The sequence below is a fragment of the Acidaminococcus sp. BV3L6 genome (assembly GCF_000468835.1).
Taxonomy (GTDB): domain Bacteria; phylum Bacillota; class Negativicutes; order Acidaminococcales; family Acidaminococcaceae; genus Acidaminococcus; species Acidaminococcus intestini.
Genome location: NZ_AWUR01000007.1, coordinates 1 through 17,327, shown reverse-complemented (window position 1 = coordinate 17,327; position 17,327 = coordinate 1). Strand labels below are relative to the sequence as shown.

Annotated in this window: 15 protein-coding genes; 6 read left to right on the top strand and 9 right to left on the bottom strand. The window is 47.4% G+C overall.

Features of this window, described 5'->3' with window-relative positions; genetic code table 11:
• Position 1: 1 nt before the first annotated feature.
• Positions 2 to 2,695: a YadA-like family protein gene (locus HMPREF1246_RS01195; RefSeq protein WP_021736483.1), complete on the bottom strand. Its 2,694-nt coding sequence runs from the start codon at positions 2,693 to 2,695 to the stop codon at positions 2 to 4.
• Between the two features lie 603 nt (positions 2,696 to 3,298).
• On the opposite strand from HMPREF1246_RS01195, the gene HMPREF1246_RS01190 reads away from it, so the two are divergent.
• A complete protein-coding gene (locus HMPREF1246_RS01190) occupies positions 3,299 to 4,477 on the top strand; it encodes a MalY/PatB family protein (protein ID WP_009015200.1) in 1,179 nt (392 codons plus the stop codon).
• 478 nt (positions 4,478 to 4,955) lie between these two features.
• Here the strand turns inward: HMPREF1246_RS01190 and HMPREF1246_RS01185 are convergent, their stop codons facing one another.
• Entirely contained in the window at positions 4,956 to 5,390 is a 435-nt protein-coding gene (locus HMPREF1246_RS01185; protein ID WP_009015201.1) for a hypothetical protein, read from the bottom strand.
• Positions 5,391 to 6,041: 651 nt separating this feature from the next.
• Here HMPREF1246_RS01185 and HMPREF1246_RS01180 point away from each other — a divergent pair.
• The 5 genes from HMPREF1246_RS01180 to HMPREF1246_RS01160 are packed head-to-tail and all read left to right on the top strand — an operon-like array spanning position 6,042 to position 10,689.
• Positions 6,042 to 6,923 (top strand): transporter substrate-binding domain-containing protein, encoded by an 882-nt coding sequence (locus HMPREF1246_RS01180; protein WP_021736512.1) that lies wholly within the window; start codon positions 6,042 to 6,044, stop codon positions 6,921 to 6,923.
• 27 nt (positions 6,924 to 6,950) lie between these two features.
• Complete coding sequence (locus HMPREF1246_RS01175) at positions 6,951 to 7,817, top strand: transporter substrate-binding domain-containing protein (protein ID WP_021736485.1); 867 nt, start codon at positions 6,951 to 6,953, stop codon at positions 7,815 to 7,817.
• Between the two features lie 27 nt (positions 7,818 to 7,844).
• Entirely contained in the window at positions 7,845 to 8,597 is a 753-nt protein-coding gene (locus HMPREF1246_RS01170) for an amino acid ABC transporter permease (RefSeq protein ID WP_021736487.1), read from the top strand.
• A 24-nt stretch (positions 8,598 to 8,621) separates the two neighbouring features.
• Complete coding sequence (locus HMPREF1246_RS01165) at positions 8,622 to 9,362, top strand: amino acid ABC transporter ATP-binding protein (protein ID WP_035224110.1); 741 nt, start codon at positions 8,622 to 8,624, stop codon at positions 9,360 to 9,362.
• 10 nt (positions 9,363 to 9,372) lie between these two features.
• Positions 9,373 to 10,689 carry a CapA family protein gene (locus tag HMPREF1246_RS01160; protein ID WP_021736480.1) on the top strand — a complete coding sequence of 439 codons (1,317 nt, stop codon included), beginning with the start codon at positions 9,373 to 9,375 and terminating at the stop codon, positions 10,687 to 10,689.
• Between the two features lie 454 nt (positions 10,690 to 11,143).
• On the opposite strand, the gene yfcE is transcribed toward HMPREF1246_RS01160, so the two are convergent.
• From yfcE to HMPREF1246_RS01130, 7 genes are all read right to left on the bottom strand, one after another.
• The gene (gene yfcE / locus HMPREF1246_RS01155) at positions 11,144 to 11,698 is read right to left on the bottom strand and encodes a phosphodiesterase (protein WP_021736513.1); all 555 of its coding nucleotides are present in this window, start codon (positions 11,696 to 11,698) and stop codon (positions 11,144 to 11,146) included.
• Complete coding sequence (locus HMPREF1246_RS01150; protein ID WP_009015210.1) at positions 11,695 to 12,237, bottom strand: TIGR00730 family Rossman fold protein; 543 nt, start codon at positions 12,235 to 12,237, stop codon at positions 11,695 to 11,697. The genes yfcE and HMPREF1246_RS01150 overlap by 4 nt, the downstream gene beginning before the upstream one ends.
• A gap of 64 nt (positions 12,238 to 12,301) precedes the next feature.
• Positions 12,302 to 13,090, bottom strand: coding sequence for a putative hydro-lyase (locus HMPREF1246_RS01145; RefSeq protein WP_016459460.1), 789 nt, complete (start codon positions 13,088 to 13,090; stop codon positions 12,302 to 12,304).
• 138 nt (positions 13,091 to 13,228) lie between these two features.
• Positions 13,229 to 13,363: a hypothetical protein gene (locus HMPREF1246_RS10945; RefSeq protein ID WP_021736494.1), complete on the bottom strand. Its 135-nt coding sequence runs from the start codon at positions 13,361 to 13,363 to the stop codon at positions 13,229 to 13,231.
• A 347-nt stretch (positions 13,364 to 13,710) separates the two neighbouring features.
• On the bottom strand, positions 13,711 to 14,298 hold the full coding sequence (locus tag HMPREF1246_RS10690) for an MATE family efflux transporter (protein WP_231368199.1): 588 nt from the start codon (positions 14,296 to 14,298) through the stop codon (positions 13,711 to 13,713).
• Positions 14,271 to 15,092, bottom strand: coding sequence for an MATE family efflux transporter (locus tag HMPREF1246_RS10685; protein ID WP_231368193.1), 822 nt, complete (start codon positions 15,090 to 15,092; stop codon positions 14,271 to 14,273). Before HMPREF1246_RS10685 ends, HMPREF1246_RS10690 begins: the two co-directional genes overlap by 28 nt.
• Positions 15,093 to 15,851: 759 nt before the next feature.
• Positions 15,852 to 17,249 carry a hypothetical protein gene (locus HMPREF1246_RS01130; protein WP_035224098.1) on the bottom strand — a complete coding sequence of 466 codons (1,398 nt, stop codon included), beginning with the start codon at positions 17,247 to 17,249 and terminating at the stop codon, positions 15,852 to 15,854.
• Positions 17,250 to 17,327 lie beyond the last annotated feature (78 nt).

Below are 17,327 nucleotides of genomic sequence, written 5' to 3'. Positions count from 1 at the left end.
CTTATTTTGCCATGAGCTGGGCCACTATGGCTTCCAGCTTGGCGATTTTTTCATTTTGCGCTTTCATGGCTTTATCCTGACTTGCCACAAGCGTCTGGAGGTTTGTAATGGTCTTTTGGAGATTTCCCTTTGTCACGGAGGATTCCTTGCCAAGCTTGAAGCTTGCACCCAGACCAACCATGTTTTCGCCGTTGCCAAAGGTACCGCTGATGTTTACCATACTCTTTTCATCGGGGTGATAAAAGGCACCGACAGCCAGGGCATTGGCATTGCGATAGTTCCCAAAGCCAGTGGAGAAACTCCACTTGTCGTCAGGATCAAAATCAAGGGGATGAAGGTTTGCCAAGGCCGCTGCACCGGCACCGACACGATTGATTTTCGTATCAAGGCGGCTGATGCGTCCATTCATGCCTTGCTGGACGCTCCACAGCTGGCCGCCGTTCACGGCATCCTTGGAGCCTTCATAGACATCCCCGTCGGCGATATTGGTGATCTTCGTATTGTTCATGTCGATGCCGCCCTCGTTGATGGTCGGGCCGCCGTTATTGATGGTGATGCTGCTTACGCTAAGGTCCTTGCTGAGGGCAACCTTCACATCACTGCCACTGACGCTGGTCTTGATGTTTTCGCCGTCGCCCTTGATGCCAAGCTGATTGTCCTTATTGTCCCCAAGGCTTGTCGTATTGCCGTCATCGGCCGTAAGTTTCGTTTCGATGACAGCCGCCTTGCCTGTGTCCGAAGTCGTGCCACTGTCCGTGTTGGTCGTATCCCCCGTGTTCGTCGCATCCTTATACGTCACTTCATCCGAGCCAGAGTTCTCGAAGTTCGTGCTGATTGTCCAGGAGCCGTCGGTACCCTTGACGAGCTTGATGCCGTCGCCGGCAATGAGGTTTGCCGAACCGCCGGCGCTGCCTGCCACCTGTTTCAGCTGGGCCACGTTGACCGCATCCGTATCATTGATGCCGGCAGCGACATTCGTAATGCGGCGCGTATCCGTGCCGCTGACACCAACAGACACAGCAGCTAGGGTCGGACGCCAAATGTAGCTTGTGTCGGTGGAGTTTGTCTTCGTCGCCGGATTATACCCGGACTGATCCAATCCCGATTCCGAGTCATTCAAAATGGATCCGGCACCCAGAGCCACGCCGCCTTCAGCCTGTACGTTCGCATTGTAGCCAAGGATGGTGGCCTTCGAAGCGGTCAGTTCCATTTCGCTTTCGGCAGAGCCGAGAATCACGGAGTTCTTAACATTTGTCAATTTCCGGTTGTCGCCTATAAGCTGGACCGTACTCGAATCACTGATTGTATTCTTGTACCCGATGGACGTCACATGATCAACATTTTTTGCCGTCACATCAAACCCATTGATCATGTTGAATTCACTTACATCGCTCTGTGTACCAGTAAGCGTGGTATTGACGCCAATCATCATCGAATGCTTTGCGTAATCTGCCGTGTTGCCGCCGCCAATGGCAAGAACCGCTCCACCAGCATCGCTATTTTTTACCGCAGTGGCAAGTTTATCCAACAGGTCGTCTGCCGAATCAGCGCCAGTATTTCCACTAAAGTTGATGTAACTATTGGAATTCGTAATCTTGTTTCCCGCCCCGTAAATGAGTGCCCCATTCGCGTTTTCTGCAATGTTGGCAACGCCGACCATCGTATTGGCAATGCCACTATAGCGGCCATTTCCCTTGGAACGGTTCTGGTTCAAGGACCCAATGAGGACGGACCCCATGTTCTGCGAACCGTAAGAAAGGCTATTAGACCCACCGCTGCCATCAAAGTCTCCGGTATTGATGGAATAGGCACCGACGATGGTCGCCATCATACCTTTGTTGTATGAGTTCGTACCGATGGTCGTCATGTCAATGATATTCGCCGATGTCTTATCAACAGTCGTTCCAGCCATAGTCATCCCCTGCATAGTATGACTGCCGATTTCCACAGAACCCGTACGGGCATAGGCATTGGTGCCGATTGCAATGCCGCCGGGAAGTCGATCTAGTGCATCCGTTCCCTCTTTGGGATCATACTTGTAACTAAAAAAACCACTACTCGTCTTTATCCAAGAATCCTTGTTAAAGCTGAATTCGTATTCCTGCTGTCCCGTTCCGTTGAGGACGTAGGCATTTCGACCGATAGCGATACTGGTTAGGGAATATCCATTGGATTTTACCTGGGCATAATCACCAATCGCTATAGAGGATTTTCCATCGGCGAACGAACTTCTGCCCAACGCCACGGTTCCCTCTGAATTAGCCGTTGAACTAGCACCCAGCGAAACACTGCCGATTCCTATGGCTCGGGACAACGCACCAAAAGCGGCAGCGTTTTCTGCCGTTGCATTTGCGCCATTTCCCACAGCCAAGGCACTTGAAGCACTTGCTTTCGCTTGGTAGCCTTCTGCTACCGAATTAACCCCAGATGCAGTGGCACCGTTTCCTTCTGCTACCGAATTAGCCCCGGACGCAGCGGCACCGTTGCCAATCGCCGTACTTCCCTTTCCCGTCGCTTTCGCAGTTTTTCCAACTGCTGTATCCGTAGCATCCGTTGCTTGTGAATTGGTTCCTTGGGCAACTCCATTTCCGGTACCGGTCGCCGTGTCAGCGGCATAAGCCGTACCAGCAAAAACCATGGCAAGCACGGCAGCGGCGAGCGTTCCCTTGGTTAAAAGGTTCTTGTGTTGTTTCATTGTCATGACTCCTCTCACTGAAAAATGGCCCTTTTGTTGGTCCCATCGGCAGAAATAAAAACCGCTTCACGATTTACAGCACAAAAGACCGTATGGATGATAGTCCCTGGATTATTTGGTCCTGAAATTCCATTCATATGGCCGTGGTGATAAAAGGTAAGTATGGGTAACCCTTTTCCCCAGTGCTTCATGGTAAAGCCCTTCCCCCATCCGGAGTATGTTTTTTATACCGCTCTCCAAAGCGGCATTCTCACGAACAAGCCATTGTTTTTTATTGATAATTTTAAATGGCTATCGGTTCTTTTTCTCAAAAAAGGCCTTTATTTAATTGATAGTATATATTAACTTTATGATTTTGTAAATATTACGGATAATTTTAGATTAATCACGGTTAAATTTTATTTTAAATTATATTTATATTTTATATTATATTAGTTTGTTTATCGCTATTTATTTAATCTTTTGCGATATTTAATATCACATTTCAGCAAAAAGTTATTCTTAGCTAAAAAAGTAAAGCTGCCTGCGATTCATTGACAGAAAAAGTGTTCCCCGATATGATAGGATGTATCACACATAATTAGTAGGAAAGAAGGATGCACAATGGCTCCCAACAGCCCCTTTGACGAATTGGTGAACCGACACGGAACAAGCTGCCTCAAATATGATTTTGGTCTTGCCCGAAAAGGCCGTACGGACCTTCTTCCCATGTGGGTTGCTGATATGGATTTTGCTCTCCCAAAGGATATCCTCGCTGATTTTCACGCCCGTATCGATCACGGAATCTTTGGTTATACCGACCCTGACGCGGACTACTACGAAGCCTTGGATGGCTGGTTTTCCCGCCACCACGGGTACCACATCAAACCTGAATGGGTGACAGTGGGCTGCGGCGTCGTCTATGGTCTTGCTACAGCCATCAAGGCCTTTACACGCCCAAATGACGCGATTTTGATTCAGCAGCCGGTCTACTACCCTTTTCGTGAAGTCATTGAAGATAATGGCCGCGTCTTTGTCAATAGCCAGCTTCGTAATGAAGGAGGCCGCTATACGATTGACTTTGACGATGTAGAAAAAAAGATGATCGCCCACAACGTGAAAGCCCTGCTCCTTTGCAGTCCCCATAATCCTGTGGGACGCGTCTGGTCACGAAAAGAGCTGGAACGCCTAGGAGACCTTTGCCTTACCCACCATGTCATCATCCTCTGCGACGAGATCCACTGCGATTTTGTCTATGCGCCCCATCACTTCACAAGTTTCCTGACCCTTGATGAAAAATATCGCAGGAACCTCGCTGTCTTTACATCGCCCAGCAAAACATTCAACGTTGCAGGCTTCCAACCGGGAAATATCATCATCCCTGATGAAACACTCCGCCAAGCGTATCGCCGGGCCAATGCCGCGTCTGGCTACAGTCAGGGCAGCATCATGGGGCAGATTGCCGTAAAAAGCTGCTACACCAAAGGGGACGCCTGGGTAAAGGAACTTGTAGCCTACATCAAGGGCAATATCGACTGGACGAGGGACTTTGTCAAGAAGAACCTTCCTCAAGCAGTCATGACCGATCCCGAAGGCACCTATCTGGTATGGATTGACTTTTCCGGATATGGTCTTTCGGATGAAGGCTTGGAAGAAGCCGTTACGGATAAAGCCAAACTCTGGCTTGACTCGGGAAAGATCTTCGGGCCGGAAACCGCCCAATTCGAGCGCTTCAATATGGCGGCACCGAGGGCTGTGATTGAGGAGGCCTTTGGGAGATTAAAGAAGGCACTGGAAAATTAAATAAAAGGTCAGTCCAAAAATCGGGCTACCCTTTTATTTAATATGCTCTTAATCGGGCGGCCCAAATACACCGATTGATGTTATGATTCCAAAAGACCGCAAGAGACAATCTCTAAGGGTGCGGACCCAAACCACCCTTCGGAACCGGAGGCCGAATTGATTTTTCAATAACACGGTTCTGCGGTCTGCCTGATATGGTAAATGGTCTGCCTACAGAGAGCCTTGAACCATCGAAAAATGCTCCTTGCTCCCGCTCATATTGTAATGTCGGGGCACCCCCTTCCCACCCGCTTGATGGTCCCCCGCCCCGGCAAAGGGACGGATTGCTGCTGCGCGACCATCGTGTTGTCGGGGGTACGTTTCTTGTCCCTGCAGAAAAAAGAGAGGCCAGTGACGAGTTAGCCCATCCCCCATCATCACAGAAAAAGGCCGCACAGAAATGATTCCATCATTTCTGTGCGGCCTTTTTCTTTTTCTCTTACAGCTTAAAATCGATAACAGCGGAGACGCCGACGCCTTCGACGCGATTCACGTTTGTAATATTGATGTTGTCAATGGGGATGAGGCCTTTGATACGGGCAATCTTACTGAATTTGAATTCAAGCTGGCCCACGGCTTTTACCTTATCCACTTGGGCTTTTGGCCCCACGACCTGGACAGCACCGATGTAGCCGCCCGTCCCCATACTGAGGATGGGCACGACCTTTGTTGCATAGTCCGTACTGACTTCATTTTGGGAAAAAATCTTGTTAATGAAGGTATTGATTTCTCCGCCAAACTGATTGACGAGGTAGCTGATACCGCCGAGTTTCAGAACGGATCCAAAATCAAAAGCCTGAGCCGTCATCACCCCACCGCCAAAGCCAAAAAGGGATGCGGCAAGAACACCTGCAATAAACTGTTTCTTGATCATATTTTGTCCTCCTGCTTCCTGGCAGATATGTTTTCTCTATTGTACCCAAAAGAATTGGACAATGTGTGACAAAAAGAAAAACCCGTTATTCCTGAGAAAGCAAAAAACATCCTTTTTCCTTTGTTGGTTAGAGAACTGTATCTCATAACTTAATAATTATAAATTTCTTCCAGCCACCGTTTTTTTACACCTTTTGTCATCATAATAGTATGATTTCCAATCTGTTTTCTAGTCATATTAAAAGACTTTATCTGTATTATATATTACATTTTTATGCAGCCACTAAATAATAGATAATTTTTCTCTAATTTTTATTGACTTACTAGGAATTTATGAATAACATATTTCACATGAATTCAATATCCCAATAAGACCATGAAGAAAGAGAGTACATTGCTTTACGACTGAAACAGAGAGTCCGAATGGTGAAAGCGGATGCAGTCTCAGCAATGGAAGTGCCTTTTGGAGCCTGTGCCCCGAACATCTTGAGTAGGCGGCACCAGCAGCGTCTGTTATCACGCATGCAGATCTTTGTACCTGCTAAGATTTCCTATAGCGATATAGGGGGTAAATCATGGGTGGAACCACGAGCCTTCGTCCCATACAAAAAAATGGGATGAGGGCTTTTATTACGATGAGGAGGTCGCCACGATGAATAAAATGACAAAAAGCTGGCTGTTTTTTTTGATGACAGTTGTCTTACTCCTTGGAGGATGCGGAAGTTCTGACAATACTACCTCCCCAACTCAAAAAAAGACCATTGTTGCAGCAACGGAAGGTTCCATGAAAGGAATTGCTTACATGGATAAGAATAATAAGCTGACAGGCTACGAAGTTGAAGTTCTGCGGGAAGCTGCTAAGAAAGCTGGTTATAATATTCAGTTCCAAACAACTGAATTTGCTAGCATCTTTGCCGGAATTGATTCAGGAAGATATCAAATCGGATTTGGCAGTATTTCAAAAACGCCAATTCGCGAAGAAAAATATAATTTTACTAAAGTCACCCATTATTATGAACCAGCCGTATTTGCTTTCCCCAGAGGATTCCTTGCAAAACATCCCGTGAAAAAAGTTGAAGATCTCGGTGGGCTACGCACGTATCTTAACCCAACCAAAGGAAATGCTTGGCAGCAGTATGTGGAAGCATTCAACAAACTGCATCCTGATTCCCCCATCAAAGTCACCTACTCTGACGAAGGATGGGCTGCTTATTATAGGAGACTGAATCAAGATGATGGTATCGATGTCCTAAAGACAAATGAAACGCGTCTTTACCTCTTAACGCAGGAGTATGGCTACCAATTTGATTTTGTAGTTCTACCCCAAACGGAAATGGATAAAGTTGGAAAGTTGACCAATCCTAACACTTATTTTGTATTCCCCAAGACAAAAAAAGGTGCCAAAATGGCGGCAGACTTTGACAAAGCCATTGAAGCCCTACAAAAGGATGGTACGCTCAGCAAACTTTCCAAGCAGTTTTTAGGAAATGATTATTCCAGCAAAGAAAACTATGATAAAGCTCATCTAAGATGAAGTCTATCAATTAGGGAGGAATTATAAATGAATTTGAAGTCCTGGATTCTAGGTTCATTATTGGTTGTTGCTGTCCTAGCGGCAGGCTGCGGAACAAAAGAAGGTTCCGCTCCGAAAAAAACGCTCGTTGCAGCAACAGAGGGGATGGTTCGTCCAGTTTCCTATATAGGAAAAGATGGACAGCTAACGGGGTATGAAGTCGCTGTCCTAAAAGAAGCTGCCAAACGGGCAGGCTACGAACTTAAATTTGATAAAACGGAATTTGCCAGTGTTTTTGCAGGTATCGATTCTGAACGCTATCAAATTGGTTTTGGGAGCCTCAATAAAACGGCTCAGAGAGCTGAAAAATATACATTTACTTCAGTTCCCCACTACTATGAACCGGCAGGTTTTTTTGTTACCAAGGGCGTTCTGAAGACTCATCCCATCAAAAAATTAGAAGACTTGGGAGGTCTTGAAACCTACACCAATCCGAAAGGAGAATCGTGGCAGCAATTTGTCGAGGCCTACAATAGGATGTTCCCCAACAATCCCATCATTCTCCACTATTCTGACGAAGACTGGGGGTCCTATTTCCGGCGGCTCAATATGGGAGATGGCATGAACCTCTTAAAAGGGATGGAATCACGTTTGAAACTCTATACAGAAGAATTTGGCTACCAATACGATTACGTCTCCCTTCCTCAGGATGAAATGGATAAAGTCAGTAAATTGGCAGATCCATACAAATGGTTCATTTTCCCCAAGACAGAAGAAGGTCGCAAGATAGCCGCAGACTTTGACAAGGCCATTCAATCCATGCTGGATGACAATACGCTGAGCAAACTATCCAAGGAAACCTTGGGGAATGACTACTCCAACAAAGCAAACTACGATAAAGCCCACCAAAAATAATTCAGTACCAGAAAGGACTGTACCATCATGCCGAAACTATTTGACCCTCAGGTCGTCATTGACGGGATTCCCCAATTACTGCCATACCTTCCTATTACAATGGAAATTGTAATGGTATCCGCATGCTTCGCCCTGATTCTCGGCTTTGCCATTGCCCTAATCAAGACGTACCGCGTTCCAATCCTTCGTCGCTTGGCCACAATATATGTTTCCTATATGAGAGGAACACCACTTCTGGTCCAACTCTACATTTCCTTTTACGGCGTGCCCATTGCGCTGGAATACGCTAACCGTTATTTTGAGACCCAATATTCCATCAACTCCCTGTCGGGAATGATTTTTGTCATTGTTGCCTTTTCACTTAATGAAGCCGCCTATGCCAGTGAAACTATCCGTGCGGCATTAGAAGCCATTGATAAAGGGCAGATTGAAGCCGGTTATTCCATTGGTCTCACCAAAGCGCAACTTTTTCACTATATCATTCTTCCCGAAACACTAAAGATTGCTATTCCTTCTTTAGGAAACATTTTCATTGGACTCCTAAAAGGAACATCACTGGCTTTTGTCTGCTCTGTCGTGGAAATGACAGCCGCTAGCCGATTGATTTCTGGGAGAAACCTAAGATTCTTTGAAATGTACATTGCGCTCTCCCTCATTTATTGGGTTCTATCCCTTATCTCAGAACGAATTTTTGCCTATCTGGAACGTCGACTTAAACGTAGTGACAATGCAATTCGTTCAAATAAAGTCAAAACGCAAGAAGCCTTGGTAAAGGAGTAAAGAATCATTATGGAAAATGACACATTGCTTTCCCTGCAGAACATTAACAAATATTTCGGCACAAATCACATCTTACAAAACGTTTATCTATCCGTGGCCAAAAGTCAGGTTGTCTCGATTATTGGTCCATCAGGTGCCGGTAAATCCACACTCCTTCGCTGTATCAACTATTTAGAGCACCCGGATTCCGGCACCTATCTCTTTGATGGGCATCGGTTTGATGCAGCCCATATGTCCAACAATGATATCGATTTCCTCCGCCTTCATACAGGAATGGTTTTTCAACAATTCAATCTCTTCAGTGAAATGACAGTTCTTGAAAATATTGTGTTTGGCCTTATAAAGGTCAAACACATGAAAAAGGAAGAAGCAACGGAAATTGCCCATCGACTTTTGAGGAAAGTCGATATGGAAGAACGCTGTAAATTCTATCCTGCCCAACTTTCAGGTGGGCAAAAACAACGTGCCGCCATTGCTAGAGCCGTTGCTCTTTCTCCCCAAGTACTGCTTTTTGATGAACCGACATCAGCCCTTGATATCGAGATGATTGGTAAAGTACTTCAAGTCATTCGAACTTTGGCTGAAGAGGGCCAAACCATGGTTATCGTTTCTCATGAAATGAATTTTGTCAAAACTATTTCCGATAAAGTCGTCTTCATGGCTGACGGCATGGTCATAGAAGAAGGAACACCGGAAGAAATCTTTGATCATCCGAAAGAACTCCGTACTAAGCAGTTTTTTGAAACAATTTCTCTGGCACAATAAGGAGGCTGCCATGCATTTTTTAGTTTGTGGTGATGCGCTGTTTTCAAGTAGAAATCTTAGAAACCGACTAGACCCAGAATTGATTTCATTATTTGATCATGCTGATGTAGCATTTGCAAATGCCGAATTTTGTACACCAAAACGTTCCTCCTACCCAGCGGCAGGACGAGGTTACATTACATCCGTCCCGCCGGAGACACTTCAGGAATTTTCCGATTTACATATCTCCTATGTAAATTTTGCTCATAACCATACAGGAGACTTTGGTGTCGAGGGAATACTGAACACGATAGATGCAGCAAAAGCCCAAGGGCTAACAGCCCTTGGTATTGGAAGAACTCTCGATGAAGCTCGAAAGGCCCATTTTTTTGATGGCAAAGATGGCCGTATCGCCATTGTTGCTGCCTCTTCTACACGCTCCGAAGTGTTTGCGGCAAGTAATCCCGGAAATGGAGTTGAAGGCCGACCAGGATGCGCACCCTTACGTTGGAAACGTTCCTTCGTCCTTCCAGAAAAGGAATATAATGAGCTGAGAAAAATTGACGAACTCCTTGGAACAGCAGAAAGTTACCGTGTTGGGGCAAAGATTGAAACCTTTAAACCTTTTCCTGCTGACACATTCCTATTCGGATCACTTTTTGAAGGGGGTCTCACCATCGAAAAAGGGGAAACGCCTCATGTTCGGACCTATGCCAACCCTTATGACGAAGAAGCGTTACTGGCTCGTATCCGAGATGCTGCAAAGCGTTCCGATTTTGTTCTAGCTTCCCTCCACACTCATGAGGGCGTCAATGAAAACTGGTATTCAGATGAGCCGCCCGCTTTTATCCGCGATTATGCTCATAAGTCCATTGATGCGGGAGCGGCAGCATTTGTTGGTCATGGTGCGCATTTCATGAGAGGCGTTGAAATATATAAAGGAAAACCAATTTTCTACAACATTGGAAGTCTCATTATGGAATTTGAAGCCGGTGAATCCATCATTTGTCCTGAAATGTATGAATCCTATGGTTATGGTCCAGAGACCCTTCCCTCCACCTTGCATGGGAACCGAAGTAAGGATAAGGAGGGTCATTTCATAGGGTTTGGATCGGAACGCCGATTCTCTCAAAACGCTCTGATTGATTTTGAAATCACGCCGAACGAGATGACGTTTTCTCTAGTTCCTCTCAATCTTGATATGACACGAAGGAATCCACTGGAACGTGGAATCCCCCATCTTGCTAGTAAAAAGGAACAGGAATCCATTTTGGCACGTTTAAATGCCATTAGTAAACCATATGGAACCATCTTCGGAATAAAAGGCACCCGTATCGTCATTAAATAATTCGTGAACAACAAGGATAAAGACCGCAAGGAACAAACACGAAGGCCGGTGCCAAACCTTCTCCCAACTGTTGTGGGCACCGATTAGATTCACCCTTACACATTTTCTTCGACTTTCCGCTAGCGCTTTAAAGCACCCTCAGAATCCAGACGAATCTGCCTCGCTAGCCGCGCTCTCAGGAAAACGGTACGTTGCTTCTCATCTACCACCAAAACCGGGAAATATTAATCATAGCCGTTTATGGAAATTCCCCAATTTCGGTCCATCGCTTTGACAAAGGCGGATTGATTCTACGAGTCGAGTTCTAAGGCAAAAAGACCGCAAGACACAAGCATCCAATGTGTTGTCGAAATTATACTTCTTGTCAATATAAACAGAAGCTGTGAAGAAATGGTAAACTCATTTCTTCACAGCTTCTGTTTTTCATGCCTCTCGTAAATTTCCTTTATAAGGATTAATTTGCAAGATCCATCTCATGAAAAATCTCCCCGTCAAGGGTTTTCCACGTGACTTTGCTGCCCTTTATGACGAGGTAGCTATGGGGCGAATTCTCTTTGGGTAAGGTCACGGACCCAGGATTGAGAACCCAGTGATCTGTCCCAAAGGGCGTCCAACTAGGCACATGGGTATGGCCATGGAGCAGGATATCACCTGGGCCCAAGGGCGGCAAGGCACTCAGATTATAATGATGGCCATGGGTCACAAAATAGGTCCGTTCCCCTACCATCATGAGGGCATAATCCGCCATGATAGGGAAAGCAAGGACCATTTGATCAACTTCACTGTCGCAATTGCCCCGTACAGCCGATATGGGGCAAGGCGCGTTCGTAAGTAGCGCAATGACTTCCTTAGGGGCATAGCCTTTGGGAAGATCATTGCGGGCCCCATGGTATAGCAGGTCCCCCAACAGAAGCATTCGTTCCGCCTTTTCCAGTGCGGCTGCTGCCATGAGTTTTTTCGTGTAAAAACCCGAACCATGAAGGTCAGACGCTACGATAATCTTCTTCATCCTTCTTCCTCCTCCAGATAATAACGGATCTCGTCGAGGCAGCGAGGAAAGAGCACAATTTCTTCATAGTCAGAAACGATGAATTCCTGCCGGCCCATGCGCTGACACATGGATTCCAAAGGATCATAATAGCCGCTTACATTGTAGATGAGGCAGGGCGCGGTGCACTTTTTGAGGCGTCTTAGGCTCATGATTTCAGAGATCTCTTCCAAGGTTCCTGGCCCGCCGGGAAGGGCAATGAAGGCTTCGCCCAGGTCGATCATCCGTCTTTTGCGATCTTCCATGGTTTTCACCGTATAAAGCTTTGTGAGCCGGTCATGGACCTTATCCGGGGTCTTCAAAAATTCCGGGATGACCCCAATGACGGGACCTCCCTCGGCAAGCACCGCGTCCGCTACGGCACCCATAAGGCCAATCTTGCCACCTCCATAGATGAGGGTATGGCCATTTGTGCCGATCCAGTGTCCCAGTTCTTTGGCTTTTTCTTGGTAAATGGGATCCGCACCAAACTGGGATCCACAGTAGACGGTGATATTCATAGAAAACTCCTTTGGATAATTGAGGAAAAGGACCCACTCCGCAAGGGGCGTGGATCCAAAGTAATCAGAGAATGCTTAGTTCTGAGTTAAGAAGGTCGGTGACGAACATGTGACCAGGAGCATGCGTAATCATAAACTCAGGTTTTACGGCCATGGCGACGGCTTGAGGCGTTACACCGCAGGCCCAGAATACAGGAATTTCCCCAGGACCAATGGTGCTTGGTTCCCCAAAATCAGGATGATTGATGTCCTTGATCCCGATGGCGGCAGGGTCCCCCATATGAATGGGAGCGCCATGGACGTTGGGCATACGGCTTGTGACCTGGACGGCACGGATGGCGTCCTTCATCTTCATAGGGCGCATAGAAACAACAGTTGGTCCATGGAAGACGCCGGCGGGGATGCATTCGCGGTTCGTAATATACATGGGAACGTTGTGCCCTTCCGTGATGTGGCGTACTTCAAGGCCCGCGTCAAGGAGCGGTCCTTCAAAGGAAAAGCTGCAGCCGAGAAGAAAGGCGACAAGGTCATCACGCCAATATTGTTCAAGGGTGGCCACTTCTTCTGCCATCTCGCCGTGACGATAGATGCGGTATTTGGGAATGTCATAGCGCAGGTCGGCACCGGGCGCGGCAAGGCGCGGCTCGGGGTTTCCCACTTCCGTTACATCAAGGATGGGGCAAGGTTTGGGATTGCGTGTTGCAAAAAGGAGAAAATCAAAGGCCAGGTCCTTGGGCAAAATGACGAGGTTTGCTTGAGCGTAGCCATTGCAAACGCCAGAAGTCTGACCTGTAAAGCGGCCGGAACGAACAAGCTCACGAAAAGCGGTCGGTTTCATGGTACTGCAGTCCATTGTCATGCCTCCTTTTGCCGTCTAAGCGGCATCCTTGTAAAATATACTTATGCTCCTTTCACTATACCCTATCTTGATGGCTTTGTGAACTCTTTTTTCAGCGGCAAAGGCCGCCGCCCGTAGGCAGCGGCCTTCATTTCAGGAAATGAGTGCGTTCCACTGACGGGCAGGACCCGTCATGCCAGATTTTTTTGAGGAAAAGGAACCTGTTGCTAGAAAGACCATAACGAGGTCCCAGGTACGAAACATCTTTTCTTCTGCCATTTTAATCATGAAGAATCCCTCCCTTTCAGATTGGTTCAAATGAGCTGGGAAGATCAGTTTCCCTTCAAGAAACGGATTTTGATTATTCCTTTCTTGAATGTTTTTCATTATACGCTCCTTTTCGTTCACGTAAAGGCCTTCACAAATCCTTCACAATTTCAATTTGCAAGTTCATTTATATTGTAATTAATTTTACTTAATCTCGAAAAACTTATCACATTTCACCAATTTCTTGAGTTTATTTTCATTTAACCGTTCTATTTTATCAGTAAAAATCCACACGAGATAGGATTTCCTTTTCTCATGTGGAGGGCAATATTTTTTAGGATCTGTATTTTTCTGAACAACAAGCATCCTCAGGCAACGGTCATGGTCACATCCCCTTTGCGTCTTTGAAGGCGCCCCATCTTGTGATAGAGGTAGAACCAGTAGCTTGAAAGGACGGTAAGAAGGATAACCCAGGAAATGGGCCAAGACAAATAAACAAGGGAAACAGGGCAGTTCGGGGCGCCGAGGTAGGCAATCCAGCCCAGGCGGAAGACGCAGGTCGCAAAAAGGTTCACGACCATGGGAGCAACGGAAATCCCGAAGCCGCGGATACTGCCAACGAGGACGTCTGCAATGCCAAAAACAAAATAAGGGGCGGTCACCCACAAAAGCCGTTCTACACCATAAGCGATGACATCAGGGTTGCTGTTAAAAAGGCCAATCATTTCCGGTGCCCAGAGCCGCGCGGCAATGGCCTCCATGATGCCTACACAGGTCACAAGGCTGACACAGATTGTAACAACCCGTTTCACGCGCTCCCATTTACCGGCGCCCAGGTTTTGTCCCACAAAGGTCATGCTCGCCTGATGGAAGGCATTCATGAGGATATACATGACGTTTTCAATGTTGGCCGCGGCGCCGCAAGCTGCTACGACCAGACTGCCATAAGTATTGATAGCGCCTTGGATGACGACGTTGGAAAGACTGAAAAGACAGGCCTGGATGCCCGCAGGAACACCGATACGGCAAAGGTCATAAAGGGCGTTGCGATGGATGGCAAGGCGCCGAACGTCAAACGCCAGGGCCCTGTTTCCTTGCTAAGGCAGCGAAGGACCAAGAAGGCACTGAGGGCCTCACTAATGATGGTCGCAAGAGCTACACCGGCCACATCAAGCTTCAGGAAAATGACGAAGATGAGGTTCAGCACCACATTCGTCACGCCACTAATGATGAGGAAGAAAAGCGGCCGCTCCGTATCACCAATGGCGCGCAGCGCTGCCGTCCCATAGTTATAGGCCATGAGAAAGAGGGTTCCTGAAAAATAGATACGCATATAAAGGAGCGCTTTATCATAGACATCCGGCGGTGTACTCATCCAGTGCAAGACGTAAGGAATGAAGATGATGGCAACGCTCCCCATGATAAGACCGCCTACAAGGGCAACGGTCATCGCCGTATGAAGGGCATGGGAAATTTCCCGGTCCTTATCTCCGGCGCCAACATAGTTGGCAATGAGGACATTGACGCCAACGGAAATCCCAACCAGCATGTTGATGAAGAGAAAGATGGTTGATGTCGAACTGCCAACGGCAGCAAGGCTGCTATAGCCCGCAAACTGACCGACCACAATGACATCGGCCGCGTTAAAGGCAACCTGCAGAAGGCTTGTCAGCATGACGGGCACACTGAAAAGAAGAATTTTCCCAAGCAGAGGTCCGTGCGTCATATCAAGATTGCGTCTTTTTCTCACAGCCATGTTCCTCCAAGCTTCCATGATTTCCTTATTCTACCATATTGTGTGATTTATTTGTAAACAATTTATGGGGTAAATTGGGCGAAAAGTCGGGTGATGGAGCCTAAGCGGTTAACTAAGGCGCTGCTAGGGCAGCTTGGCTAAAGCGGGCGATATGAAATGAAAGATGACCCTTGGCTAAGACGATTCGCCTGGCTTAGGAGGCTAGGAGGCTGAAAATCGGAGGGGAAAAGACCGTAAGACGTGCATCGAACCTAAAGAAAAAAAATATAAAGAAAGCCTCAAACCGAATCAAGACACGAATTCGGTTTGAGACCTTCTTGTTGGACCAGCAATATTTTTATTTTTAATTAACCTAAAGATGTTTTACAGCATGAAATTAGGAAGCAATTTCTTCTTATTAGCTCTATCTGGTTCTATCTTTTTCCTTAGAGACGGCATATGCTGTTCTTCCTTACCAGGGTGGGAGACCATGAAAGGGTTCATGAATTGAACCCCTTCATGGAGCGATTTTGGTAAGACGTCTACACACGAGAAGGAGCAAGGGGCATTTTTCGATGATTCAAGGCTGTCCGTAGGCACAAGCTCTGCTGGCCAGGCAGACCGCAAAACCGTGTTATCGAAAAATATATTCGGCGCCCTCTCTTGAAGAGGGATGGTTTGGCGCCGTGCGTTGGGCCTTTCAGCTAGTTATCACAGGCAGCTTTAGCCTTCCTGCTTGCAGGTTTAGGCGTCTGCATCAATCCCCTATCACTTTCATTTCTTAACGGTCAAGGTATGGCCGTTTTTATGGATGGTGCCGTGATTGACAAGCTGCGTCACAACGGAGTCTTCTGTCAGGTCCCACACGGCGCCTTTTTCAACGGTCACAGAAAGGGTGCCGTCCGCTTTTGACGCCGCACGATTTTCTTCAATTTGGGTCGAACCCGTAAAAGTGCTTCCCGCCCCCAAAGTGAGGTCCAGTTTGGAAATGGTATCGGTCACAATGCGGCCGGAAAGAGTCTGGTCCTTGGTCGTAATGACAGCATCTCCTCCATTGACACCAGCTTTCCCCCAGCCCCTCGAGGCGCTGTTACCCGAGACACGGATAAGGGCTTTTTGGGCATCCTCCTGCTTAATGTCCACATGGTCCAGGAAAATACGGCATTTCGTGTTGGTTACATAAATGACATCGCCTTTATGAACCATAAGGGATCCCCCGACCATGGAAAAAGTACTCTTGCCTTCTTCCGCATCGCCGCTCATGGATTGATAGATCATGATTCCCTGCGTATTTTCTTCTTGGATTGTTTTAGGGCCCATCAGGCGCGATTCATCCATGGCGCCTTCCAAACTGCAGTCCGTAAGGGAAATACTATTTTTGCCTTCAATAACGGCCCCTTCAGAATGGGCCGCACGCAAAGCCGCTCCTGTTACGGCAATATCTGCCGTGGAGTAGATGGCCGGGGATCCATGTCCCTTGGTCTCAAACGTGCCGCCAGTAACGCGGACCGTTCCGCCCCCTCGGTCGGAACGAATGGCCGCGGCGGAATCTCCCTCTGTCAAGACCTTTACGTCAACGGCCTTCATGCTGGCTCCGCCTGTTGTCTGAAGACCGCCGGAATTGCGTCCTGTCGTATGGATGGTGACATTTTGTGCCGATACTTTCGTACCTTTGCCGTAGCTAAAAAGGGCGTTGCCATTGGGTGCGTTTGACGTAATGGCTGTATCTTCCACAGTAAGCGCTGCCCCATCCGTTGCCAAAACAGCTGCATTCATGCCGTAGAAGTCGCCGCCTTCCGTAGAAGACGAAGTGCCGCCCAATTTTTCGATTTTGCTGCTTTTTAGCGTGACTGTGGCACCTTTGACGCGCAGGGCATTTTCATTGCTCCCTGTGGAGGTATAGGTCTTTTCCGTAAGGGTTTGCGCCTTAGTTACGGTCACCTTCGCAGTTCCCTGCATCACCGTTTGCGGTGGATTGAAGCCGCCCATTCCCCCTTGCGGCGGCATTCCTTGCGGGGGCATTCCATCCGGCGGAGGACTAGGCGGCAGTGGCTGTGAAGAGGCACTGGAAACACGCAGGTCCGTACTTGCCGCTTCACACGCAGCATAAAAAGATGTCCCTAGGGGACTCATAAGAAGGGCCGCCAATACGGCCGCTGTCATTTTTTTCATGGCAATCACCTCGGATTCTATCATAAGGGAATGAAGTGAAGGCGGGATGAAGAACCTTTTTTAGTCAGAGCAAAAATC